The 22,915-nt window shown below is 71.4% G+C and carries 22 protein-coding genes; 9 read left to right on the forward strand and 13 right to left on the reverse strand.

Translation table 11 applies throughout. The features are described from left to right. Positions 1 to 88 precede the first annotated feature (88 nt). Positions 89 to 1,666: a glycosyltransferase gene (locus ACFY3L_RS36035; RefSeq protein ID WP_389334636.1), complete on the forward strand. Its 1,578-nt coding sequence runs from the start codon at positions 89 to 91 to the stop codon at positions 1,664 to 1,666. Here ACFY3L_RS36035 and ACFY3L_RS36040 read toward each other — a convergent pair. The 4 genes from ACFY3L_RS36040 to ACFY3L_RS36055 all read right to left on the reverse strand — a co-directional run bounded on the left by ACFY3L_RS36040 (position 1,632) and on the right by ACFY3L_RS36055 (position 6,873). Further along, a complete protein-coding gene (locus ACFY3L_RS36040) occupies positions 1,632 to 3,317 on the reverse strand; it encodes an ATP-binding protein (RefSeq protein WP_389334639.1) in 1,686 nt (561 codons plus the stop codon). The genes ACFY3L_RS36035 and ACFY3L_RS36040 overlap by 35 nt on opposite strands. Before the next feature lie 151 nt (positions 3,318 to 3,468). Next, positions 3,469 to 4,197 carry a hydrolase gene (locus ACFY3L_RS36045; RefSeq protein WP_389334642.1) on the reverse strand — a complete coding sequence of 243 codons (729 nt, stop codon included), beginning with the start codon at positions 4,195 to 4,197 and terminating at the stop codon, positions 3,469 to 3,471. A 106-nt stretch (positions 4,198 to 4,303) separates the two neighbouring features. Continuing rightward, positions 4,304 to 5,014 carry a response regulator transcription factor gene (locus tag ACFY3L_RS36050; protein WP_344512041.1) on the reverse strand — a complete coding sequence of 237 codons (711 nt, stop codon included), beginning with the start codon at positions 5,012 to 5,014 and terminating at the stop codon, positions 4,304 to 4,306. Continuing rightward, the gene (locus ACFY3L_RS36055; RefSeq protein ID WP_389334645.1) at positions 5,011 to 6,873 is read right to left on the reverse strand and encodes an ATP-binding protein; all 1,863 of its coding nucleotides are present in this window, start codon (positions 6,871 to 6,873) and stop codon (positions 5,011 to 5,013) included. The genes ACFY3L_RS36050 and ACFY3L_RS36055 overlap by 4 nt, the downstream gene beginning before the upstream one ends. A gap of 160 nt (positions 6,874 to 7,033) precedes the next feature. Here ACFY3L_RS36055 and ACFY3L_RS36060 point away from each other — a divergent pair, with 160 nt between their 5' ends. From ACFY3L_RS36060 to ACFY3L_RS36080, 5 genes are all read left to right on the forward strand, one after another. Further along, positions 7,034 to 7,753: a sensor histidine kinase gene (locus ACFY3L_RS36060; RefSeq protein WP_389334648.1), complete on the forward strand. Its 720-nt coding sequence runs from the start codon at positions 7,034 to 7,036 to the stop codon at positions 7,751 to 7,753. Between the two features lie 36 nt (positions 7,754 to 7,789). Further along, positions 7,790 to 8,176: a DUF3224 domain-containing protein gene (locus ACFY3L_RS36065; protein ID WP_389334651.1), complete on the forward strand. Its 387-nt coding sequence runs from the start codon at positions 7,790 to 7,792 to the stop codon at positions 8,174 to 8,176. A gap of 30 nt (positions 8,177 to 8,206) precedes the next feature. Continuing rightward, positions 8,207 to 9,481 carry an ATP-binding protein gene (locus tag ACFY3L_RS36070; RefSeq protein ID WP_389334654.1) on the forward strand — a complete coding sequence of 425 codons (1,275 nt, stop codon included), beginning with the start codon at positions 8,207 to 8,209 and terminating at the stop codon, positions 9,479 to 9,481. 209 nt (positions 9,482 to 9,690) lie between these two features. Continuing rightward, the gene (locus ACFY3L_RS36075) at positions 9,691 to 10,326 is read left to right on the forward strand and encodes a LuxR C-terminal-related transcriptional regulator (protein ID WP_389334657.1); all 636 of its coding nucleotides are present in this window, start codon (positions 9,691 to 9,693) and stop codon (positions 10,324 to 10,326) included. Positions 10,327 to 10,779: 453 nt separating this feature from the next. Next, positions 10,780 to 11,013, forward strand: a complete 234-nt coding sequence (locus ACFY3L_RS36080; protein ID WP_389334660.1) for a hypothetical protein — start codon at positions 10,780 to 10,782, stop codon at positions 11,011 to 11,013. 75 nt (positions 11,014 to 11,088) lie between these two features. On the opposite strand, the gene gsmA is transcribed toward ACFY3L_RS36080, so the two are convergent. Together gsmA and ACFY3L_RS36090 are read right to left on the reverse strand one after the other, a co-directional pair. Beyond that, positions 11,089 to 11,988 (reverse strand): sporangiospore maturation cell wall hydrolase GsmA, encoded by a 900-nt coding sequence (gene gsmA, locus ACFY3L_RS36085; protein ID WP_389334663.1) that lies wholly within the window; start codon positions 11,986 to 11,988, stop codon positions 11,089 to 11,091. A 97-nt stretch (positions 11,989 to 12,085) separates the two neighbouring features. Continuing rightward, positions 12,086 to 12,871 (reverse strand): hypothetical protein, encoded by a 786-nt coding sequence (locus ACFY3L_RS36090; RefSeq protein ID WP_389334666.1) that lies wholly within the window; start codon positions 12,869 to 12,871, stop codon positions 12,086 to 12,088. A 218-nt stretch (positions 12,872 to 13,089) separates the two neighbouring features. On the opposite strand from ACFY3L_RS36090, the gene ACFY3L_RS36095 reads away from it, so the two are divergent. Next, a complete protein-coding gene (locus ACFY3L_RS36095; RefSeq protein WP_360565968.1) occupies positions 13,090 to 13,239 on the forward strand; it encodes a hypothetical protein in 150 nt (49 codons plus the stop codon). Between the two features lie 96 nt (positions 13,240 to 13,335). Here the strand turns inward: ACFY3L_RS36095 and ACFY3L_RS36100 are convergent, their stop codons facing one another. The 7 genes from ACFY3L_RS36100 to flgN all read right to left on the reverse strand — a co-directional run bounded on the left by ACFY3L_RS36100 (position 13,336) and on the right by flgN (position 20,815). Beyond that, positions 13,336 to 15,387: an ATP-binding protein gene (locus ACFY3L_RS36100; protein WP_389334669.1), complete on the reverse strand. Its 2,052-nt coding sequence runs from the start codon at positions 15,385 to 15,387 to the stop codon at positions 13,336 to 13,338. Between the two features lie 193 nt (positions 15,388 to 15,580). After that, positions 15,581 to 17,182 (reverse strand): methyl-accepting chemotaxis protein, encoded by a 1,602-nt coding sequence (locus ACFY3L_RS36105; protein ID WP_389334672.1) that lies wholly within the window; start codon positions 17,180 to 17,182, stop codon positions 15,581 to 15,583. Between the two features lie 79 nt (positions 17,183 to 17,261). Then, complete coding sequence (gene csrA / locus ACFY3L_RS36110) at positions 17,262 to 17,504, reverse strand: carbon storage regulator CsrA (protein WP_389334675.1); 243 nt, start codon at positions 17,502 to 17,504, stop codon at positions 17,262 to 17,264. A 70-nt stretch (positions 17,505 to 17,574) separates the two neighbouring features. After that, the gene (gene fliW / locus ACFY3L_RS36115) at positions 17,575 to 17,982 is read right to left on the reverse strand and encodes a flagellar assembly protein FliW (RefSeq protein ID WP_389334678.1); all 408 of its coding nucleotides are present in this window, start codon (positions 17,980 to 17,982) and stop codon (positions 17,575 to 17,577) included. A gap of 45 nt (positions 17,983 to 18,027) precedes the next feature. Beyond that, on the reverse strand, positions 18,028 to 18,924 hold the full coding sequence (gene flgL / locus ACFY3L_RS36120) for a flagellar hook-associated protein FlgL (RefSeq protein WP_389334681.1): 897 nt from the start codon (positions 18,922 to 18,924) through the stop codon (positions 18,028 to 18,030). A gap of 10 nt (positions 18,925 to 18,934) precedes the next feature. Beyond that, positions 18,935 to 20,332: a flagellar hook-associated protein FlgK gene (gene flgK, locus ACFY3L_RS36125; protein ID WP_389334684.1), complete on the reverse strand. Its 1,398-nt coding sequence runs from the start codon at positions 20,330 to 20,332 to the stop codon at positions 18,935 to 18,937. After that, complete coding sequence (gene flgN / locus ACFY3L_RS36130; RefSeq protein WP_389334687.1) at positions 20,333 to 20,815, reverse strand: flagellar export chaperone FlgN; 483 nt, start codon at positions 20,813 to 20,815, stop codon at positions 20,333 to 20,335. Positions 20,816 to 20,978: 163 nt separating this feature from the next. On the opposite strand from flgN, the gene ACFY3L_RS36135 reads away from it, so the two are divergent. Continuing rightward, positions 20,979 to 21,869 (forward strand): sigma-70 family RNA polymerase sigma factor, encoded by an 891-nt coding sequence (locus tag ACFY3L_RS36135; protein ID WP_389334690.1) that lies wholly within the window; start codon positions 20,979 to 20,981, stop codon positions 21,867 to 21,869. A gap of 117 nt (positions 21,870 to 21,986) precedes the next feature. Continuing rightward, complete coding sequence (locus ACFY3L_RS36140; RefSeq protein WP_389334692.1) at positions 21,987 to 22,856, forward strand: sigma-70 family RNA polymerase sigma factor; 870 nt, start codon at positions 21,987 to 21,989, stop codon at positions 22,854 to 22,856. Positions 22,857 to 22,915 lie beyond the last annotated feature (59 nt).

Here is a 22,915-nt window from a genome sequence, read left to right on the forward strand (position 1 = left end):
TGACCGGCCCGCAGCGGAGCGAGGAGCCGGTCATCAGGAGCACAGTCCCGCGGTCAGGCCGACGCCGGAGCGCAGCGGAGGTGGCGGCATGACCGCTGACTGGGTACGGCAGCTGCTGACCGTCACGGACGTGTTCATCCTGACGTACTTCCTGCTGATCAACTCCAGCTACCTGGTGCTGATCGTGCTCGCGTCGGCCGAGTTCGTGCACCACATGCGGCGGGTGCCGTTCGCCGGGCACGAGGAGACCTACCGCAGCCCGCTCACCCAGCCGGTGTCGGTGCTGGTCCCGGCGTACAACGAGTCGGCGGGCATCGTGCAGTCGGTCCAGGCGATGCTCGCCCTGCGCTACCCGGTCTTCGAGGTCATCGTCATCGACGACGGGTCCACCGACGACACGTTCGAGCGGCTGCGGGAGGAGTTCGGCCTGGTCGAGGTGCCCCGCGTGGTGCCCGACGCGACCCCCACCCGGGGACGCATCCAGTCGGTGCACGTGCCGCGGGAGCGGCCGGACCCGCTCGTCGTGGTGCGCAAGCAGAACGGCGGCAAGACCGACGCGGTCAACACGGGCATCAACGTCGCCCAGTACCCGCTCGTCTGCATGGTCGACGCCGACTCCGTGCTCGACCCGCAGGCGCTGCTGTCGGTGGCGAAGCCCTTCACCGACGACCCGATGCGCACCGTCGCGTCCGGCGGCGTCATCCGCGTCGCGAACGGCTGCACGGTCGTCGCCGGTCGTATCGTCGACGTCCGAATGCCGCGCAACTGGCTCGCCAGGGTGCAGGTGGTGGAGTACCTGCGGGCGTTCCTGCTGGGCCGGACCGGCTGGTCGAGGATCGGCGGGCTGCTCATCATCTCCGGCGCGTTCGGCATCTTCCGCCGGGACCTGCTCGTCGAGGTCGGCGGCCTCGACCACGACTGCATCGGCGAGGACGCGGAGCTGGTCGTCCGGCTGCACCGGCACCTGCGCCGGCAGCGCCGCGACTACCGGATCGTGTTCGTCGCCGAGCCGGTGTCCTGGAGCGAGGCGCCCAGCTCGCTGAAGGTGCTCGGCAAGCAGCGCCGCCGCTGGCACCGGGGCATCACCGAGATCCTCGGCAAGCACCGGTCGATGATCCTGAACCCGAGGTACGGGCGGATCGGGCTCGTCGCGATGCCCTACTACGTGCTCTTCGAGCTGCTGGCGCCGATCATCGAGCTGGCCGGGGTGGTCCTGGTCCCGCTCGGGCTGTACGTCGGCGCGATCGACGGCCGGTTCGCGCTCGTGTTCATCGCCGTCGCGTACGGCTACGCACTGCTGCTCAACCTGATCGCGCTGACGGTCGAGGAGTACTCGTTCCACCGGTACCACCGCTGGACGGACCTCATCGCCTCGGTCCTCGCGTCGGTGCTGGAGAACTTCGGCTACCGGCAGCTGACCGCGATGTGGCGGACGCTGGGCATGTGGGCCGCGATCAAGGGCGGCAAGCACGAGTGGGGGCAGATGACCCGCACCGGCTTCCAGACGGTCCTGACGCCCGAGAAGACACCCGAGAAGTCGGCAGAGAAGTCACCAGAGAAGAAGACGTCCGGGAGGACACCGGCGGAGGAGGCACCGGCGGAGAAGCCGGCGGAGAAGCCGGCGGAGCCGGTCACAGCCAAAGAGGACGTTCGCGTGGAATCCTGATCGTGAAGGTGGTGCCGGCGCCGACGACGCTGTCGACGGCGATCTCGCCGCCGTGACCCTCCACGATCGTCTTCGTGATCGCCAGGCCGAGCCCGGCACCCTGCACGGCCTCACGGACGGCGAACGTGCCGCGGAAGAACCGCGTGAAGAGCTTCCCCTGCTCCACGTCGTCGATGCCGACCCCCGTGTCACGGACCGCGACCACCACGTGGTCGCCGTCGTGCTGCGCGGTCAGCTCGATGAGCCCACCGTCGGGGGTGAAGTTGATCCCGTTGACCAGCAGGTTGACCAGGGCGCGCTGGAACTGCTCGGGGTCGGCGTCGACGGTGCCGAGGTGCGGGGCGGTGCGCAGCTCCAGGCGGTGGCCGCGGCGCTTGGCCCGCGACTCGACGGCGCGGCGCGCGGCGACGAGCACCTCGGTGAGGTCGGTGCGGACCAGCTCGAGGTCGAAGACCCCGGCCTCGACCTTGGAGATGGTGAGAAGGTCCTCGATGAGCGCCCGCAGCCGGTCGGAGTTGCGGCCGATGACCTGCAGCATCCGGGCCTGCGCCGGGTTGAGCTCGCCGGCCTCGCCGGAGGTGAGCACCTCCAGGTGGCCGATCACGTTGGTCAGCGGCGTGCGGAACTCGTGCGACACGGTCGCCACGAAGTCGCTCTTGACCAGGTCGAGCTCGCGCAGCCGGGAGACCGCCTCGCGCTCGTGCTCGTAGGCGGCGCGCAGCGCGTCCTCGGTGCGTTTGCGGTCGGTGATGTCATGCACGAAGGCGTTGAAGCTCCAGCCCTGCATCGCGTCCCGTACGGCCCAGACGGCGAGCTCGACCGGGAACTCGTAGCCGTTGGCGTGCCAGGCGACGATCTCGATCCGGTTGTCGAGCACGTGCCGCTCGCCCGTGGTCAGGAAGCGGCCGACGCCGAGGTGGTGGGCCACGCGAAACCGCGGCGGCACGATCGTGTCGGCCAGCCTGCGGCCGATCGCCTCTTCCTTCGACAGGCCGAAGACCTTCTCGGCGGCGGCGTTCCAGCCGGTGATCATGCCGCCCTCGTCCATCGCGACGAACGCCTCGATGCAGCTGTCGAGGATGCGCTCCATGCGCTCGGTGCCGAAGCGCAGCGCCTGGGTGGCGGCCATCCGGTCGGCGACCCGGCCGAGCTGGATGCCGACGTCGGCCATGATCTCCAGCAGCCGCGGGTCGGGCTCCGCCGGCTCGCGGGTGAAGAACTCCAGCACCGCCGCGACGACGCCGCGGGCGGTGATCGGGAAGGCGATGGCGGCCCCGACGCCCGCGGTCGCGCCTGGGAAGCGGGCGCGCAGGAAGTTGACGTCCGCGGAGACGTCCGCGGTCCAGACGGGGCGGCCGGTGCGGGCTGCGGTGCCGACGATGCCGCCGCCGTACGTGAACCGGAGCCCTTCGCTCGCGCTGCGCAGCGGGCCGAAGGTGCCGGGGACCTCCTCGTACCAGATGTCCGTGGACACGAAGACGCGCCGGTCGCGCTCGTCGGGCAGGCACAGGTGGCCGGCGTCCCAGCCGGTGGCGGCGCAGACCGCCCGGATCACCGGCAGCCCGGCGTCGGCGATGCTGTCCGCCTCGTTCGCGATCCGGGTCGCCTCCTGCAACAGGGAGACGAGGACGAGTTCGCGATCCTTCGGCACAACTTCGATCCTAAAGTCGGACCCGCCGTGATCTGCCCTTTTCGAGCGGATAACGGCGGGTCCTGGCTGGATCGCGGGCGGAACAGTTCCGAGCCGTGGCCGGCTCGCGGGTGGACGTTTCCAGCCGTGGCCGGTTCGCGGTTGAGACCGTTCAGGCCGTGGCCGGCGAGCACTGCAGCGCCGCCGCGACCTCGCGGACGTACCGGTAGTAGCCGACCTCGCTGGCGCGGACCGCGTCGCTGACCGCGACCAGCCGCACGCCGCCCTCGGCGCACGCCTGGGCGAAGCGCAGCCCCGGCAGCCGGTGCCGCTCGCTGACCTCGACGACCGTGCCGTTGGCGCGGCACGCCTCGACCAGGTCGGCGATCGCCGTCTCCGGCACCGCGGACTCCTCGATGCCGGCCCGGGAGAGGAAGTCCAGCGGGCGGGCGAGGCGCGTCGGCGCGTAGCGGGAGACCCGCTCCACGGCCAGGCCCGTCACGGTGACGACCTGGTCGATGACGTCCAGGGCGCGCATGGTGCCGTTGTCGATGAGCCCGCGCACGGCGTCGGGGCTGAGCAGCCCGGCGGGCAGCGGCAGACGGTTGAGCCCGACGGAGATGACCTCCAGGCCGTTGAGGTCGGACGGGAACGCCAGCCAGCCGTCGATGCCGATCGCCTCGACCTCGACGCCGCGGCGCAGGACGAGGTCGGTGCGCTGCTGGGCGCGCTGGATCGAGGCGAGGTACGGCGACAGCCAGCTCGTGTCGGGACCCACGCGGTCGGCGAACGTCACCTCGGTCAGCCCCGCCTGCTCGGCGCTGGCGACGAGGACGCTGACGCTGTCCCGGCCGGACGAGAAGGCGGTGTGGACGTGACCGTCAACGTGCTGGTCGATCATGTGGGCTCTCTTCCCTGGGGCTGGCTGTTATTTCCAGCTATCAGGCTGCCGGGCCCGGGTCCTTTCCCCCGGTCCCGGCCAGTTGCGCTTGGGTTGACGCGGTCCGTCATTCGCCGGCACGGTCCAGGACCGGCCGCCGGTACCGGTAGCCGAACCCCCGCACGGACTCGATCGGCGACGCGTCCGGGTCGGTCCAGCCGAGCTTGCGCCGCAGCCGCAGGACCGCGAACTTGACCCGCTCCGGGCCGATGCCGGTCGGGTCGTCCCAGGCCTGGGCGAGCAGCTGGTTGGGCGACAGCACCGCGCCGGCGTGCCGGACCAGCACGTTCAGCAGGCGGAACTCGGTGGGCGTGAGGCGCACCTCGTCGCCGGCGACGAACGTCCGGCGGGCGGCCGGGTCGATGCGCAGGACGCCGTCGTCGTACACCTCGTCGGCCCAGGACGCGGGTCCGGCACTGCGTCGCAGCAGCGCCTCGACCCGTGCCACGAGCTCCGCGTTGGTGAACGGCTTGGTGAGGTAGTCGTCCGCGCCGCCGCGCAGCCCGCGCACCTTGTCGGACTCCTGCCCGTGCGCGGTCAGCAGCAGCACCGGGACGTCACTGACGTCGCGCAGCCGCTCCAGGACCTGCCAGCCGTCCATGCCGGGCAGCCCGATGTCGAGGATGACGAGCTCGGGGCGCTCCGTATAGGCGTCCCTGAGCCCGGTCCTGCCGTCCTTGGCGTGTGCGACCTGGTGTCCGGCCCGCGTCAGCAGCAGGCGCAGTGCCATGGCGATATCCGGATCGTCCTCGACCACGAGAAGCCGGCTCACGATCATCCCCCATTTCGTGCTGGTCGCGAAGGCAACGACAGCGTGACCGTCGTGCCGACCCCTTCGGTGCTGGCGACGCTGATGCCGCCGCCGTGTAGTTCGACGATGGCCCGGCTCACCACGAGCCCGAGCCCCGTGCCGGGCATGACCTGCCGCCCGACCACCGCGGCGACGTTGGAGCCGCGGAAGAATGCGCTGAAGAGCCGGGGCAGGTCAGCGGCGGGTATGCCGACACCCGAGTCCGCCACGGCGACCGTCCAGCCGTCGCCGTCGGGCCCTGCCCGGACGGTGACCCTGCCGCCGCTCGGGGTGAACTTCACGGCGTTGCTCACCAGGTTGTCCACCACCTGGTGCACCCGGGTGTCGTCGCAGATCACCTCGGGCCCGTCCTCGCACTCCAGCACCAGCTCGAGCCCGGCCGCGAGCGCCGCCGGGGTCCGCTCGGCGACGGCGACGGCGAGGAGCTCAGGCAGCCGGGTCGGCATCGGCCGCAGCTGGAGGGTGCGCGCCTCGAGCCTGGACAGCAGCAGCAGGTCCTCGATGAGGCGCAGCAGCCGGTTGGCGTTGCGGTCGATCACGTCGAGGTAGGTGCGCTGGTCCTCGCTCAGGTCGCCGGTGGTGACGTCGCCGAGCAGGTGCGCGAACGCGACGACCGACGACAGCGGGCCGCGCAGCTCGTGCGAGACGGTGGCGACGAACTCGTTGTTGAGCGCGGTCGCCTCGACCAGCGCCTGGTTGCGCTCCTCCAGGCCGCGGCTGCGCTCCTCCAGCCCGCGGCGGACCGCGACCCTGGCGGTGACGTCCCGGAGGTGCACGAGCGAGCCCGAGTCCGTCTCGCCGGGGCCGGCGACCGGCACCAGATCGATCTCCAGGACCCGCCCGTCGTCGAGCGGGATCTCCTCGCCGACGATCGCGTGCCGCAGGACGAACGCCTCGCGCAGCCGCTGGATCCGCGCCGAGTCCCTGCCGGCCCGCTCGACCGTGCGGCCGATGACCGCGGCCCAGTCGAGCGGGTCGTCGTCGGTCAGGTCGCCGCGCGACGTGCCGGGGCCGACCATGCCGGTGTCCAGGAGCCGGTGCGCGGCGAGGTTCGCCAGCCGGACCCGGCCCTGCTCGTCGAGCAGCAGCAGCCCGTCGTCCATCGTCTCGACGAGCCGCGCGAGGCGCTGCCGCTCGACGGCGGCGGTGCGCTCGGACTCGCGCTGGCGGGTGACGTCGATGCCGAAGAAGACGACGACGCCGACCTGGGCGTCGTCGACGAAGCTGCGGGCGGCGACCTCGATGACGCGCCACCGGCCGGCGGCGGTACACAGCCGCAGGTCTGTGGTCCCGGCCGGGTGGTCGCCGGCGCAGCAGGTCAGGAACATGGCGACGGCCGCGGGCCGGTCGTCGGGGTGGATCAGGTCGATGAGGCGGTAGTCCGGGGGTCTGTGGCGGTCGTGCCCGAGGACCGCGCCGAACGAGTCGGACAGCGCGCTCCATCCCCGGGCGGGGTCGACGGTCAGGATCATGGCCCGCGCGCCGGTGGTGATCGCCCAGGCGAGCGGCGAGCCGAGCATCGGCGGTGGCGGCACGGCGCGGCACGGCTGGGCGAGGGCGCGGTCGGCGGCGGCGGCGATCTCCGCGGCGGCGGCGAGCAGCTCGGTGCGGGCGGGCGCGGCGCTGAAGTCGACCCGCAGCTCCTGACCCCACTGGGCCGGTCCGACCGGGAGCCGCTCCAGCAGGTCGAGCTCGCCGACGACCGGGGTCAGCGCGGCGACGATCTCCGCGGAACGGACGCCGGAGAAGCCCCGCAGCTCCGCGACGAGGCGCTGCGCGTCCACCACGGTGGTCGCGCTCGCGGCACGGACCACCAGGTCGACCACGGCACCTTCGATCAGGCCCGTGTCAACCAGACGGTCGGTCTCTCCACGCAAAGCTCTCCTCGGCCGGCAGCCTTTGCGACATTCGCCGCTTACTGTCGGTACACACATATCCTACGCAATGTAATGACATGTCCTGTAACGTTTCCGAAGGACCGAGGGGGTGCTCATCGCTGACGACACCGCCACAGAAACCACCGGATCGCCCGACACGACGACCGGCTCCGGCATGTCCCAGCTGGGGACCGAGTTCATCCGGGTGGCCGCGCACGAGCTGCGGACGCCATTGACCTCGATCATCACGTTCGCGAACATGCTCGACGCCGCCGAGGACATCCTCGAGCTCGACCCGGCCGACCGGCACTCCGCGCTCGCCGCCATCCGGCGCAACGCGGAGCGCATGCAGCTGACCGTCGCCGACCTCATGCTGCTGGCCGAGCTGGAGTCCGCCGAGGCGCCGCTCGACGCGGTCCGGGTCGAACTGCGGCCGCTGCTCCAGGAGGTCACCGGCGGGCTCGCCATCGCCCTGGACGTGCCGGACGCCGCGCACCTCTTCGGTGACGGGCCACTGCTGCGGCAGTTGCTGCGCACCGCCGTGGACGTCGCGGGCGCGGTCAACGACGCGGACCGGCCGATCACCGTGACCGCCTCCCGTGCCGGCGGCACCTGGACGGTGCTGGTGGCCGCCACGGTCGCGGGCCCGCTGAGCGCCGAGCGCCTGCTGTCCATGCGGATCCCGCACCCGGACCACCCGGGCGAGCACCGCACCGCGGCACTCGCGCTCATGCTCGGCCGCGAGATCGCCGCTCGTCACGGCGGCGGCATGGTGACCTCCGTCGAGCAGCGCGGCGTCACCGTACGGATCACGCTGCCCCATTCCTGACGGCGGTTGTCAGGTTCGTACGGGAGGCTGCGACCCATGGAAACCAAGGCCGTCGCGCCCTTCACGATCGAGACCTGGGAAGAGGACGCCTGCGACGAGCGCTCCGGCGCCCGCCTGATGCGCACCAGGATCACCAAGACCTTCACCGGCGACTTCGCCGGCACCAGCGAGGCCTTCACGGTCATGTGCCACGCGGCGGTCCAGGAGTCCTCCGCGTACGTCGGCTTCGAACGCTTCCTGGGCAGCCTCCACGGCCGGTCCGGCACGTTCGTGCTGCACCACACGGCGTCGGGCGCCGGCGCCTCCTGGACCGTCGTCCCGGACACCGGCACCGGCGAGCTGACCGGCATCCGCGGCACCGCCGACATCTCGATCGCCGAGGGCGGCGCGCACACCCTGACGCTGCGGTACGAACTGGGCTGACCAGCAACTTTCGGCGCCTATGGTCGCACCATGACCAGCGCATCGCACTCGAGCACGAAGACGCGCGCCTTCCCGGTGCCGGCCGACGAGCAGGAGCGGCTGCGGTCCCTCGCGGACTACGGCATCCTCGGGGTGCCCCCGCTGCCGGACCTGCCGTCGGTCGTCGAGCTCGCCGCCTACATCTGCGGCGTGCCGAACGCGGTCGTCAACATCATCTCCGCGACCCAGCAGCACCAGATGGCCGCCTACGGTTTCGAGCCCGGCATCTGCGACCGCGGGGACTCGATGTGCGCGATCAGCATCGTCGAGCCGGAGACCGTCGTCGTCCGCGACGCGACCCTCGACCCCCGCTTCAACCGCAACCCGTTCGTCACCGGCGAGATCGACGACGTGCGCTTCTACGCCTCCGCGCACCTGCGCGACCGGGACGGCCACGTCCTGGGCAGCCTCTGCGTCTTCGACCAGCGGCCGCACGAGCTCAACCCGCAGCAGCGCGAGGGCCTGGAGAAGCTGGCCCGCATGGTCATGGACGTGATGGACCTGCACCGGCACGGCCAGCTGCTCGAACAGGCCCTCGACACGGTGCGGCGCACCACCCGCGAGCTGCAGCGCTCCAACGCCTCCCTGCAGCACTTCGCCGGCCAGGTCAGCCACGACCTCAAGAACCCGCTCACCGGCGTCCTCGGCTTCGTGGCGATGCTGGCCGAGACCGACGCGGTGCTCGCGGACGCCACCGCGAAGCGCTGCGTCGACAAGGCCCTGTCCTCCGCGACCCGGATGTGGCGCATGATCGAGGACGTCCTGTCGCACGCGTCGCTCGGTGGACGGCCGTCCTTCGCCCAGGTCGACCTCGGCGCCGTCGTGCAGCAGGTCCTCGACGACGTCGGCGCCGCGATCTCGGCCGCGCGGGCGACGGTCGACACCGGTCCGCTGCCCATGGTGTACGGCGACGCCACCCAGCTGCGCGTCCTCGTCCAGAACCTGGTCAGCAACTCGCTGAAGTTCCGCGACCGCAGCCGCGCCTGCCACATCTCGATCACCGGCGCCGAGGACCCCGACGGCTGGACCTTCGCCATCGCCGACAACGGCATCGGCATCGCCGAGGAGGACCGCCCGCGCGTGCTGGAGATGTTCACCAGGCTGCGCACCGACGTGGAGGGCTCCGGCATCGGCCTCGCCACCTGCCAGCGCATCGTGGAGGCGCACGACGCCAAGCTGGTGATCGACGAGACGCCCGGCGGCGGCACCACCATGCGCATCACCCTGCCCCGCGACGCCCTGCCCTTCCCGGTGCTCCTCTCCTGAGCGCCCGGGCCGCTCGGGAAGGTGCGAATCCGGCCGGATAGCTGACGGTGTCCACCGGTGTCCGATTGTCCTGCGGTGCAGCACGGTTGCCGACGAGCGCAGGTCAATTGCAGCGTCTGGCACCCGGCCGGTGCGTCCTGCGACGCTTACCAGGCAATGATCCACGCCGTAAACGTGCAGGCCACGACACCCTTTCCTGAGGAGCCCAGATGACGATCCGACTGGTCGCCGTCGATGAACACGTCCTACTCCGACTCGGCCTCAACCGTGTCGTGGCGACCGTCCCGGACATCACTCTGGTCGGCGAGGCCGGCAGCGCCGCCGAAGCCGAGCGCGTCGTCGCCGAGACCCGCGCCAACGTCGTCACCATCGACGCCTCCCTCGCCGACAGCGACGGCATCAGCCTCGCCCGCCGGCTGCGCACCGCCAGCCCCGACCTCGGCGTCGTGCTGCTCAGCGCCGTCAGCGACGACAACCTCCTCTACCGCGCCCTCGACGCCGGCCTCTCCGCCTACGTCACCAAGGCCGCCCCGATCCCGTCGGTCCTCGCCGCCATCCGTCACGCGGCGGTCGCCCCGCACTCCTTCACCGCCCCGGGCCTCTCCTCCGCCCTCTCCCGGCGCCGCGGCCAGACCGGCCTGCTCAGCCAGCGCGAGCAGGAGGTCCTCTCCCTCATGCGCGACGGCCTGAGCCTGCCGACCATCGCCCAGCGCCTCGCCGTCTCCGAGGCCACGGTCAAGACCTACGTGTCCCGCCTGTACAGCAAGCTCCGCGTCAACAACCGCTCCCAGGCCCTCATGGCCGCCGTCAACCAGGGCCTCCTCGTCTCGGTGGACGCCGCCTAAAACGCTGCACCCACAGTCGAAACGCGGACCGGCACCCCCTCGCCGGTCCGCGTTTTTGCCGTCTGTACGTCATGCTGCTGCGCACGGACCGCCAGGCACCTGCCACCTCGGCTGGTGGGCCAACTCCTCCACAGCGTTCAGCGCCGGCGATCCGGGTCACTGCACGATGACCGGGCACACCGACCCGACCGCTGGCCGACCTCGAAGGTCCGGCCGGCGTGGGCCCAGGTGGTGAGGGTCAGCGGAAGTGCGACGTCCGCCGCGGCGAGCTCCGGCTCGTCGAGCAGGTCACCGCTTGCCCGCACGAGGTCGGTCGCTGCCCGGCCCGCTGAGGTTGATCGCCGGTTCGCTTCAGTACAGGATTGCGAGGTGCACGGTGACTGGTCGCTGTTGCGGTGTGAGGCGATCGCCTGGGTCGACCGGGACTGGCCGGGCTGGATCAGGGTACGTCTCGTGGATGCCGACGGCCGGGAGTGGCAGTTCGTGGACAAGGTTCCGATCTTCACGGCGGCCCTGGGACCTGACGAGGAGAGCGTCCCGATCCCGGTTCACCTTCGTTGCGACATCGAGGACGGTGACGACCAGGTCCTCATCGTCACAACCGGTCGCGATCACGTGGCGGCGACGGACGGGACTTCGCGGTTCCGCGTCCGTCGTGATCAGGTTGAGCAGCACACGGTCCAGTAACGCAGCCGGCGGCGGCCACGTCCGGGGTGAGCCGGGCGTGACCGCCGCCGTTGTTCGTACCGGCGCGACAACCGCCTACAGGGCGAGGTCGTACTGGTAGAGGTTGTACTTCTGCATGAGCGCGACCAGCTTCGTGGTGTAGAGCGGGTCGGTGGCGTAGCCGCCCTTGTGGACCTCGGCGACGAACTGGTTCGGGTCGTTGACGTAGTTGAAGGCGGCCGCGTAGCGGGACAGGTTCTTCAGGGCCATGCCGTGGTCGGTGAACGAGGCGGCGGCGGTGGCGTACGTGCGGAACGTGGCGACCGTCGTGCCGCAGAGGCCGGCGGCGGTGCACTCCTGGGTGCTGTAGGACTTGCAGCCGGAGGCGTAGGCGCCCGGGGCGTTGTTGAAGCACTTCATGCCGAAGAAGTTGCGGTCGTTGGCCGACAGGGAGCTGCGGCCCCAGCCGGACTCGAGAATGGCCTGGGCGAGGGTGACGGAGGTCGGCACGCGGGTGTCGCGCTGGCTCTGCTGGGCGGCGGGGATCGACGCGGCCAGGAACTGCGCGTTGGTCATCGTGCCGGTCGGGCCCATCGGGACCGCGGCGGCCGGGGGCGCGACGGGCGCGGCGGTCGTGGGCGCCGGTGCGGGGGCGGGCGGGGCGATGACGCAGGTCGGCAGCTTGGGGTTGCCGGAGACGTACGCGTGGGAGATGAAGTCACCGATCGCGGTGCGGTCCCACTGGGCGGTGCGCCGGACCTTGCCGCGCAGGTACTGGCCGGTGACCTTGCAGGTGACCGTCACCTTCTGCTTGTTCTTGATCTGCCGGGTCTGCGCGAACCAGTTGGCGGCGCCGCTGCGGGCGGCGAGGGTGCCGCTGACGCGGACGGAGACGACTGCCGCGTCGGCCGGGGCGGTGGTCACGACGAGCGTCGTCGCCGTCGCGGCGAGCGCCAGAGCGGGAACGAGGACGTACTGCTTGAAGCTTCGCAACATGAACTGATCTCCCATGAGGGGTGGGTGGTCCCCTTCAAGGTCGCCAGCTCAGGTAGCTCGACCAGGTACGCGCCGGGTTGCCGGAGCGTTGCCGCCGTCAGTTCGTGCCGTACTGCTGCTTCAGGGTCAGGTAGTCGCCGAGCCCGAGCCCGCGGTAGGCGGTGGAGCAGTCCGGGAGCCCGTCGGTCATCGTCTGCGTCCCGTGCTCGGCGAACGGCACGTGCCCCAGGCCGAACGCGTGGCCGAACTCGTGCGTGACCGTGCCCTCGAGATCCCAGCGCGACGAGCAGTCCGGGGGCGTCGTGGTGAAGAACAGGCCCTCGGTGTCGTCGATGAGGATGTCGGTCTCGACGCTGCGGCCGTTCTCCTTGCCGCCGAACCACCAGATGCACGTCACCGCGAGCAGCCCCTGCTCCAGCCGCCCGAACGAGACGGTGTTGTGGCCGTCCCGCTCGCCGCAGCCACCCGCGGCGGTCACGCCCGCCTTCTGGTCGGTGCGTCCGGCGTACGACTCCTGGATGCCGAGATTCGCCGGCAGCCCGCAGTCGTTGCGGCCGATGTCCACGTTGGTCGCCGCGCTGCGCAACGAGTCCACGACGGTGCTGCGGTCGCCGAGGTACGCGGGGATCGTCTGCTCGTTGACCCGCCAGCGCAACTCGTTGCGCCAGTGCATGCCCAGCCACGTGCCGGTCGCATCGGCGCACCGGCCGCCGCTGTCGGCGGCCTCCGCGGGCTCGCCGGTGGGTGGAACAGGAATCACCGGCAACCAGCCGCGCGCGACCGCGGCGCGTGACACGTTCACCGACGCCGTTGGTGCGGTCAGTGAACCGGCCACGAGGACCAGCGCGAGCAGCTTTGCCAGACCAATGTCGATCTTTGGCACAGACTCATTCTGGTCCGCGCGCCACCCCGAAGGGGTGACTTTCCGCAAACAGGGTGCCGACATGGCCCGCTGAATTCCCTTCTGCCGCCCTCCGACACCTCCCCGGCAACCCCATGTCAGGCGTTCATCCCGCCCTCACCGCACCCGCATCGGACAGCGCCAACCAGTCACGTTCCGTCATGCTTACGTCACCGAAAGCCGCCCCCGAAGGAGTTGCGATGACGAACCTGATCGCCAGGCTGCACGCCCGTCTCGTGCGCGACGACCGCGGCGCCGCCACTCTCGACGTCGGCCTCGTGGCCGTCCTGGTCGGCATCACGTCGGTGGCCGCGGTGACCCTGATCGGCGGCGACGTCTCCACCTGGTGACGACCCGGTCCGCGGCTCACGCGTCCGGGGCCGCCGGCGGGAGGCCTTGGCTCGCGCCGGTCCGGCGGGATGCCGAGTGCCGCGGGATCGCCGATGTCAGGCGGTGCGGGCGGGGACCGGGGCGGCGTGCAGGGGCAGGAGGCAGGTGACGACGGTGCCCTGACCGTTGGCGGGGCCGGCCCAGATGCGGCCGCCGTGGCGTTCGACGATGGACTTCGTGATGGCGAGGCCCAGGCCGGTGCCCTGGCTCTGGCGCTCCTGGGAGCGGCTGGAGCGGAAGAACCGGTCGAAGATCTGGTCGAGCTCGGCCGGTGGGATGCCTATGCCGGTGTCGGTGACGGTGAGGCGGACCTGGGGGCCGTCGAGGTCGGCGGCGAGGCGGGCGCTGCCGCCGGGCGGGGTGAACTTCAAAGCGTTGTCGAGGAGGTTGATGACGACGCGTTCGAGCTGGTCGCGGTCGCCGTGGACGACGAGGGGGGTGTCGGGCAGGTCGATGTCGAGGTGGACGTCGCGCTGGCCGCGGACGGCCTGCAGGGCCTCCAGGGCGCCGGAGACGACGGCGCGGAGGTGGACGGGGCCGGCGTTGATCTTCACCTGGCCGGCCTCGATGCGCGACAGCATGAGGAGGTCCTCGATGAGGGCGAGGAGGCGGCGGGCGTTGCGTTCGACGGCGGCGAGGAGGCGGGCCTGGGGGCGCTGCACGGGGCCGGCGTCGCCGTCGACGATGACCTCGACGTTGCCGAGGATGCTGGTGAGCGGGGTCCGCAGCTCGTGCGAGACGGTGGCGACCAGGTCGGCGCGGACCTTGTCGAGCTCGCGCAGGCGGGCGGCGGCGGCCCGCTCGCGGTCCAGGGCGTGGCGCATCGCCTCGACGGTGCGGCGCTCCCGGGTGACGTCGCGGGCGACGGACAGGTAGCCGGTGACCTCGCCGGACTCGCCGCGGATGACGCTGACGGTGAGGGCGACGGGCAGCGTGGCGCCGTCGCGGCGCACGTAGGTCCACTCGCGGGGCTCGGAGTCGCCGGCCTGGGCGGGCTCGAAGAGGGTGGCCAGGCCGGGGAGCTCGGCGGGCAGGTGGAAGCGGTCGAGGGTGACGGCGCCGACGACGTCGGCGGCGCGGTGGCCGAGGAGGCGTTCGGCGCCGGCGTTGAAGACGGTGACGGTGCCGCGCCGGTCGGTGCCGATGATGGCCTGTTCGGTGGCGGCGGCGAGGACGTCGGCGAAGAGGCGCTCGGTGTGCCGTTGCGTGGTGACGTCGAGGCCGGTGCCGATCACGTGGGTCAGGTTGCCGTGCTCGTCGGTGAGGGCGGTGTTGCTCCAGACGATGCGGTGGCGGCTGCCGTCGGCGGCGAGCCAGTCGTTCTCGAACGTGTTGGGGAACGCGTCGGCGGTGAGGTGGGCGAATGCGTCGTCGCCGCGGCCGGTGTCGTCGGCGGACATGCCGGCGCTCCAGAACGGGCGGCCGATGACGTCGTCGGCGGTGAAGCCGGTGACCTCCTCGCAGCGGCGGTTGAAGGCGGTGATCCGGCCGTCGGTGTCCAGCACCATGACCAGGAAGCCCGCGCTGTCGAGGATCGCGCGGTTGAAGTCGCGTTCGCGGCTGACCTCGCGGGTACGGGCGGCGAGCTCCGCGGCGCCGGCGCGGTTGCGGCGGACCCAGCTCTGCGCCGCGGACGCCATGAGGGCGCCGATCGCGAACACCAGCACCCCGCGGCGCCACTCGTTCTGGGCGACGTCTTCGCTGCGCAGCATCGGCAGGGAGAAGACGACGGCCAGCGCGACGACGCCGATCGCGGTGGCCGCGCGGCCGTGGTACAGCGCCAGCCAGAAGACGGGCAGCAGCGCGAGCGCGCCGTAGCCGGCCGGGCCGTCGCCGGTCTCGGGGATGTTGAGCAGCGCGACGACGCCGAAGAAGCCCAGCGGCGGCGCCGCCTCGTAGATGCCCGGCAGGCGGTGCCACGGCACGGTGACGGTCAGGCCGATCACCAGAGCGAGCACGACCACGGCGGACACGAGGGCCACGCGGTCGACCGCGGGCGGGAAGAGGGCCGTGCCGAAGGCGAGGACCGCCACGGTGAGGAACGGCGCGATGCGCCGCCAGCGCTCCGGGGCGCTCAGCGTCCGCAGGTCAGCGTCGCTGTAGAGCATGCCTTCAATTTTCGGCGGCGGTGGCCCTGACGTCTGCCGATTGCCACAGAACGAAAGCGGCGAGCAGCGGCGGCGACGAAGGCGGCGAGCAGCGTCAGTACAGATGCGCCGAGCAGCGCCGCCAACGAAGGCGGCGAGCAGCGCCAGCGGCGGAAGCGGCGGGCAGGGTCAGAAGCGGAAGCGGCGGGCAGGGTCAGAAGCGGAAGCGGGCGACCAGGGCGTTCATGTCCTCGGCCATCCCGGCGAGCTGGCGGGCCGCCGTGAGCGACGTGTCCGCCTCCGCGGTGTTGCGCCCGGCGACGTCGGCGATGTCCGCGATGGTGGCGGCGATCTCGCCGGTACGGGCGGCGACGTCGTGGACCGTCCGGCTGCTCTCCCGCGTCGAGGCCGTCTGCTCCTCGACGGCGCTGGCGATGGTGACCTGGAAGTCGTTGATGCGGGCGATGATCGAGCCGATCTCGCTGATCGCCTCGATGGCGCGGTCGGCGTCGGCCTGGATCTGCTCGACCCGCCGGCTGATGCCGTCGGTGGCACGGGCGGTCTCCTGCGCGAGGTCCTTGACCTCCCCGGCGACGACCGCGAAGCCCTTGCCCGCGTCGCCGGCGCGGGCGGCCTCGATCGTGGCGTTGAGGGCGAGCAGGTTGGTCTGCTCGGCGATCGACGTGATCACCTTGACGACGTCGCCGATCTCGCCGGACGAGGCGCCGAGGCGCGACATCATCGCGTTGGTCTGGTCGGCCATGCTGACCGCGTCGCCGGCGACCCGCAGGGCGTCGTCGGTGTTGCGGGAGATCTCCGCGATGGAGCCGCCCATCTCCTCGCTCGCCGACGCCAGGGTGTCGATGTTCTGCGAGACCTCGCCGGCGGCCCGGTTGGCCGCGCCGGCCCGGTCGCTGGCGAGCCCGGCCGCCGACGCGATCCGCTGCGACGCGCCGGACAGCTCGTCGGCGGACGTGGCGACGGTGCGCGCCGACGTGGACAGCGCCTGCACGGTGCCGCGGACACTGTCGATGGCCCGGTTGAGGTCGCGGGCCATCAGGCCGACCTCGTCGGTGGAGTCGACCGCCGAGGTGCGCGAGAGGTCACCCTCGGCCATGCCGTTGAGCACGGAGGACACGTCGCGCAGCGGCACGACGATGCCGCGCATGACGAGCCAGCTGATCGCGACGATGAGCAGCATGCCGATGACGCCCGCGGCGGACAGGGCGAGCACGGCCCGGTCGCGCTCGTCGCCGACGGACTTCGACGCGGCCGCGGCGACCCGTTCGAGGGCGTCGCTGACGCCGGGGAGCGCCCGCTCCACCTCGGAGAAGGCGGCCTGGAACTCCAGGTACGACGCCGGGTTGCGGTCGCCGCCGGCCGCCGCGGCGACCGTCTGGCCGGCGAGGTCGATGTAGTTCGCGATCGCCGGGTCGACGGCCTGCGCGGCCGCGCGGACGGAGGCGTCCATGCCCGTGGCGGTGAAGGTGGGGGCGACGTCGCCGAGGATTCCGCTGTGGTTGGCGAGGTCGGTCCGCACCTCGGCCGCCTCGCCGCTGGTGTCACCGCCGCGGGAGGCGGCCAGGAGCATGCGCAGCACGTCTCCGCGGATCGCGTCGTGGGCCATGTCGGCCTCGAGGGTCACGCGGGTCAGCTTGCCGATCTGCTCGAGCTCCCGGGCACGCGTCTCACCGTCGGAGAGTGCGCGCACCCCAACGAGCAGCAGCGCGCCGACGGTGACCAGGGCGACCGCGCAGACCGCTCCCAGTTTGACGGCGATCGGCCGATTTCGGAGCCAGTCGCGCAGAGCGCCCATGACGTGCCCTTCTCGAGGCGTTACCCACCTGGCCGATCGGCATCGGCGGAGACGTCCTGAGAAGTCGGGTTCGGGCCCGCTACTGCTGTTCGACGTCGGCGCGGAGCAGGCGGCTCAGGGCACGCACGGCGACGTCGCTGGGCGACGCGGCCTCGCGGTTGACCTTCTGGAGCTCGCGGTAGACCTCTTCGCGATGGACCTGGATGCTGCGCGGCGCCTTGATGCCCAGCCGCACGACGTCGCCGCGCACGTCGAGCACGGTGACGACGACATCGTCACCGACCATCACGCTTTCCCCGGGACGTCGGGTCAGGACGAGCACAAGCCGCTCCTTCGCTGGGCGATACGCGAACAGTACCCGATTTGCCGTTTGTCCGGGGTGAAAGACCCGATCAGGCGACGGCGACGAGCTTCTGCCGCACGGACAGACCGCTACGGGTCAGCACCAGCTGCACCGCGCGGCGGCTCTGCTGGTCGAGGACGATCGGGGCCATCAGGTTGACGGTGGCATCCTGGACGCCGTCGCCGGCCGTGACGACGAGCAGGACCAGCAGCCCCTCGGCGTCACTGACGCCGAGGGCGGCGAGCGCGTCGTCGTCGACCTCCGGCGCGTAGTCGGGGAAGAACTGCGCCGGCGGCACCACCAGGAACCGCAGGCCGGCGGAGTCGACGGAGGTCAAGGCATACAGCATGCCCGTGTCCTCCAGACGGACGAGCACGAACCGGCGGTCGTCCGGGAAGCCCGGCATCGGCGCTACGAAGTCGATCACCGGCAGCGTGGTGGTCTCTGGCTGTCCCACGGTCGCGACGCTCATGGATTCCTCACGTGTGTGCTGGCGGCGGGCCTACCGCAGGAAGTCGACCAGCGAAGGCTGGATCACCTTCGCGGTGGCGGCGAGGGCGGCCTGGTAGGCGGTCTGCTGCAGGGCGAGTTCGGTGATCGTCTTCGGCAGGTCGATGTCCTCGACATCGGACAGCTGCGCCTTCAGATCGAGCACCCGATTCTGGGCAGTTTGCTGCATTTCGGACACTTGATTGTATCTGGAGCCGACCCCGGAGAGGCCCGCCTGGATGCGTTTCTGCGCCGTGTCGACCTCGGCGAGGTCCTGCTGCAGGCCCGCGGGGTTGTTGCGCAGGTGGTCGGCGATCGAGCCGAGCAGCTTGAACACGTTGCCGTTGCCAGCCTCCGGGCCGAAGACGTCCTCGGCGCCGGTGTCGACGCGGACGGTGGCGTTACCGCTGATCGTACGGTTGATCTTACCGTCGTCGCCCTGGTAGTCGCCGTTCTTGTCGTAGGCGAGCGAGCCGGGCGTACTGCCGCCGAAGATCGGCCGGTCGAGGTACGTGGTGTTCGAGAGGTTGATCATCGAGTCGCGCAGGTTGTCGACCTCCAGCGCGATCGCCTCGCGCGCCTCCGGGCTGCCGGCCGTGCCGCTCGACAGACCGGACAGCACCAGCTCACGCGCCCGGTTCATCTGCGTCGAGGCACTCTTCAGGGCCGTGTCGGCCATGTTCAGCCATCCGATTCCGTCGTCGGCGTTGCGGGAGTACTGGTTGAGCGTCGCCACGTCGGCGCGGTGCTGCATCGCGATCACCGCGCCGCCGGGCGAGTCCGACGCCTTGGTGATGAGCTTGCCGCTGGACAGCTGGTTCTGCAGCTGCTGGTTGCGCGAGAGATTGACCTGAAGGTTCGACAGCGTGTTGCTGGCCATGGAGCGTTCCGTGACGCGGAAGCCGGGCATCCGTTCCCCCCTACCGTTTCATGTTGATCAGCGAGTCGAGCGTGCTGTCGACCACCGAGATGACCTTCGCCGCCGCCTCGTACGCACGCTGGAACTGCAGCATGTTGGTCATCTCCTCGTCGAGGCTGACGCCGGACCCCGCCTGCTCGGCGGCGGTCACGTCGTCGGCGATGACCTGCTGGGCGTCGGCGCGCCGGTTGACCGTCTGCGCCGCGATGCCGACGTCGACCACGTAGTTGCGGTACTGGACGTCGGCGCCCGCCGGGTTCTTCGCGAGGTCCGCCAGCGCGGTCGCGTTGTCCCCCTGGAACGGGTTGCTCGACGTGCTGGACGCAGCGACCTTCGTCGGGTCGGTGATCGCCACACCGATGGTGCGCGCGTCCGTGCCGGAGAAGAAGGCACCGCCCTGCTGCGGCGTCGGGACCGTGGCGGGCGGCACGACGGTGATGTCCCAGCCCTGGGCGTGCTGGGTGTTGACGGACTGGATGAGCAGGCCGGCGACCCTGTCGAGGCCCGCCACCGCGTCCGGGACCGTCGTGGTGAGCGACTCGAGCCGCGAGGCGATCCTGCCGGTGGTGATGGACACGGCCGTGCCGTCGCTGAAGGTCACCTTCGCCGGCGCGAGGAGCCGGCCGTCGACGGCGGACGAGCCGGACGCGACCAGCTCGCGCGCCGTGTCGCCCTGCACCAGCACGGCACCGGCGAGCAGCACGTCGGTGGTGCCGTCCTCCTTGGGCCGGGCGGTCGCGCCGGTCAGCTCCGACAGCCGCAGCACCAGCTGGTCGCGCTTGTCGGTCAGCTCGTTCGTCGGCATGTCGGCGACCTTCGCCAGGGCGATGCGCGTGTTGAGGTCGGCGACCGAGGCGGTGGTCTGGTTGACCACGTTGACGTCGGCGGTGAGCTGCTCGCGCGTGGCGGAGTACAGCTGCTCCAGGTTGGCCCGGGTGGTGCGCATCGACCCGGCGACCGTGTTGGCGCGGGAGAGCAGCTGGGTGCGGGCCGAGGTGTCGCCGGGGCGGTTCGCCACGTCGGACCAGGCGGACCAGTACTCCGACAGCTGCGCCTGCAGCCCGGTGTCGCTGGGCTCGCCGAGCGCCTGCTCCACGTTGGCGTAGACGGTCTTCTGCGCCTGGAGGTACTCGTTGAGCCCGTGCTCGGCGCGGGTGCGGTTGGTCATGAACTCGTCGTGCAGCCGGGTGACGCCGGTGATCCTGACGCCGTCGCCGACGCCGCTGCTGGTCGAGTAGCGGGCCGGCTCGGTCACGTTCTCGACCGGCGTGAGCTCCACCCGTTGCCGCGAATAGCCCTCGGTGTTGACGTTGGCGATGTTCTGGCCGGTGATGTCCAGTGCCCGGCGCTGCGCGTAGAGCGCGGACAGCGCGGTGTTCAGGCCGGAGAAGGTGCTCATCTACATCGCCTCGTCAATCAGCCGGTTGCGGGGTGCCGAACCGACGGTCTGCCCCCGCCGCCCATAGGTCTCGACGGAGCCCGCGACCGCCAGCATCGTCTCGCGGGCGGCCCGTGCGCCGGTGGTGAGAATGTCGCGGTTGGCCTCGGCGAGCGCGCTGACCTCGGCGGTCAGCGTCAGGAACGCCATGCGGTGCTGGTTGAGCAGGTCCGACCAGGGTGCCGGGGACGCCTCGGCGAGCTGGCTGAGGCTCGGGTTCGGGCCGAGCCCGAGGGAGGCGCCGATCGCCTCGACCTCGGCGGCCCGGACGACCTCAGTACGCCGGATCTCCTCCAGCACGACCTCGACCTCACGGGTGGCGTGCGCGAGCCAGCGGGTGCGCCCGCCGGCGAGCACCAGCTGCTCCTCCTCGAGCTTGAACAGCAGCAGCTCCAGCATCTCGCGTTCCCGCCACAGGATGCTCGCGAGATCCGCCAGCCCCATGCGTGCTCCACCCCTCACCGCGTCATCGATCGCTTCACCCATAGAGGTCGGCAGGTCGATGACGGGCTTGAGTACAACCTCACCGCAACTTTGCGTCACCGTCGCCTGCACCCGTGGCTACCGAGGCTGGTTCTCGACCAACTCCTGCCACGAAGAGGTTGCCGTGACTGTCACCACCGAAGCCCAGACCGAGACCCGGACCTCCCTGAACGCCGCGGAGCTGGACGCCGCCGTGCGCAGCCACCTGCCCCTCGTCGGGCACCTGGTGCGCGAGATGCTCGGCCGCCTGCCGGCCCACGTGTCCCGCGAGGACCTGATCTCGGCCGGGATGGCGGCGCTCGCCCACGCGGCCAAGGGCTTCGACCCCAGCCGGGGGATCCCCTTCGGCAGCTTCGCCACCACCCGCATCCGCGGCGCCCTCCTCGACGAGCTGCGCGGCCTCGACTGGGCCAGCCGCTCCGTGCGCACCCGCGCCCGCAAGGTGGAGCTGGCCCAGCAGGAGCTGACCGCCGCGCTTGGGCGCACTCCGACGCAGGCGGAGCTGGCCGAGTCGCTCGGCGTGGCGCCCGAGGAGCTGAAGGCGATCGGCGACGACGTGCAGCGCGCGGTCGTGCTGTCGCTGCAGGGGTTCACCGCCGGCACCGCCGAGGACCTGGTGCCGGAGCGCACGCCGGGCCCGGAGGACCTGATCCTGCACCGGGAGAAGATCGGCTACCTGCACCACGCCGTCAACGCGTTGCCGGAGCGGCTGCGGTACGTGGTCACCGCGTACTTCTTCCAGGAGCGGCCGATGGCCGACATCGCCGCGGAGCTGGGCGTCACCGAGTCGCGGATCAGCCAGCTGCGCTCCGAGGCGCTCGTGCTGCTGCGTGACGGGCTCAACAACCACCTGGACCCGCAGCTGCTGGCCGCCCCGGAGCGGGGCAACGGCTGCGTCGCCCGCCGGCGGGAGGCGTACTACAGCCAGATCGCGCGGCAGGGCGACCTGAGCGCCCGGCTGGCGCACACGACGGCGCTCGGCATGCCCACCTCCGGCCTGGGAGAGGCCGCCTGAGGACAACAACCTGTTAGCAACCCAGCGCGACCTCTTGTGTACCCAAAGTGACAGAGGCTGGATCTTGCCGGGGGTTCCCGGCACACGAAGACCCACTCCTGCCACGAAGAGGTTGCCGTGACCAGCACCATCCAGGAACGCAGCAGCAGCGCCACCACCACCCGCGAGCGGGACGACCTCGTCCGCGCGCACCTGCCCCTCGTCGGGCACCTCGTGCGCGAGATGCTCGGCCGCCTGCCCGCCCACGTGTCCCGCGAAGACCTCGTGTCCGCGGGCATGGCCGCCCTCGCCCACGCCGCCAAGGGCTTCGACCCCAGCCGGGGGATCCCCTTCGGCAGCTTCGCCACCACCCGCATCCGCGGCGCCCTCCTCGACGAGCTGCGCGGCCTCGACTGGGCCAGCCGCTCCGTGCGCACCCGCGCCCGCAAGGTGGAGCTCACCCAGCAGGAGCTGACCGCCGCCCTCGGCCGGACGCCGACGCAGACGGAGCTCGCCGAGACCCTCGGGATCGCGCCGGACGAGCTCAAGACGATCGACGACGACGTCCAGCGGGCCGTGGTGCTGTCGCTGCAGGGGTTCACCGCCGGCACCGCCGAGGACCTCGTCCCCGAGCGGAATCCGGGGCCCGAGGATCTGATCCTGCACCGCGAACGGATCGGCTACCTGCACCACGCGATCGGCGCGCTGCCCGAGCGGCTGCGCGCGGTCGTCACGGCGTACTTCTTCGAGGAGCGCCCGATGAACGACATCGCCCGCGAGCTGGGCGTGACGGAGAGCCGGGTCAGCCAGCTGCGGGCGGAGGCGCTCATGCTGCTCCGCGACGGGCTCAACAACCACCTCGACCCGCACCTGCTGAACGCGCAGGAGCGCGCCGGCGGCTGCGTCGCCCGCCGCCGGGAGGCCTACTACAGCCAGATCGCCGGCCAGGGCGACCTGAACGCCCGGCTGGCGCACACGTCGCCCCTCGGCGTCCCGTACAACCTGTGACCGAGAGACCCGGTTCCGCTGCGGAACCGGGTCCCTCGCGTTATATTTGAGTTGCGGAA

The organism is Dactylosporangium sp. NPDC000521, assembly GCF_042898305.1.
Classification (GTDB): domain Bacteria; phylum Actinomycetota; class Actinomycetes; order Mycobacteriales; family Micromonosporaceae; genus Dactylosporangium.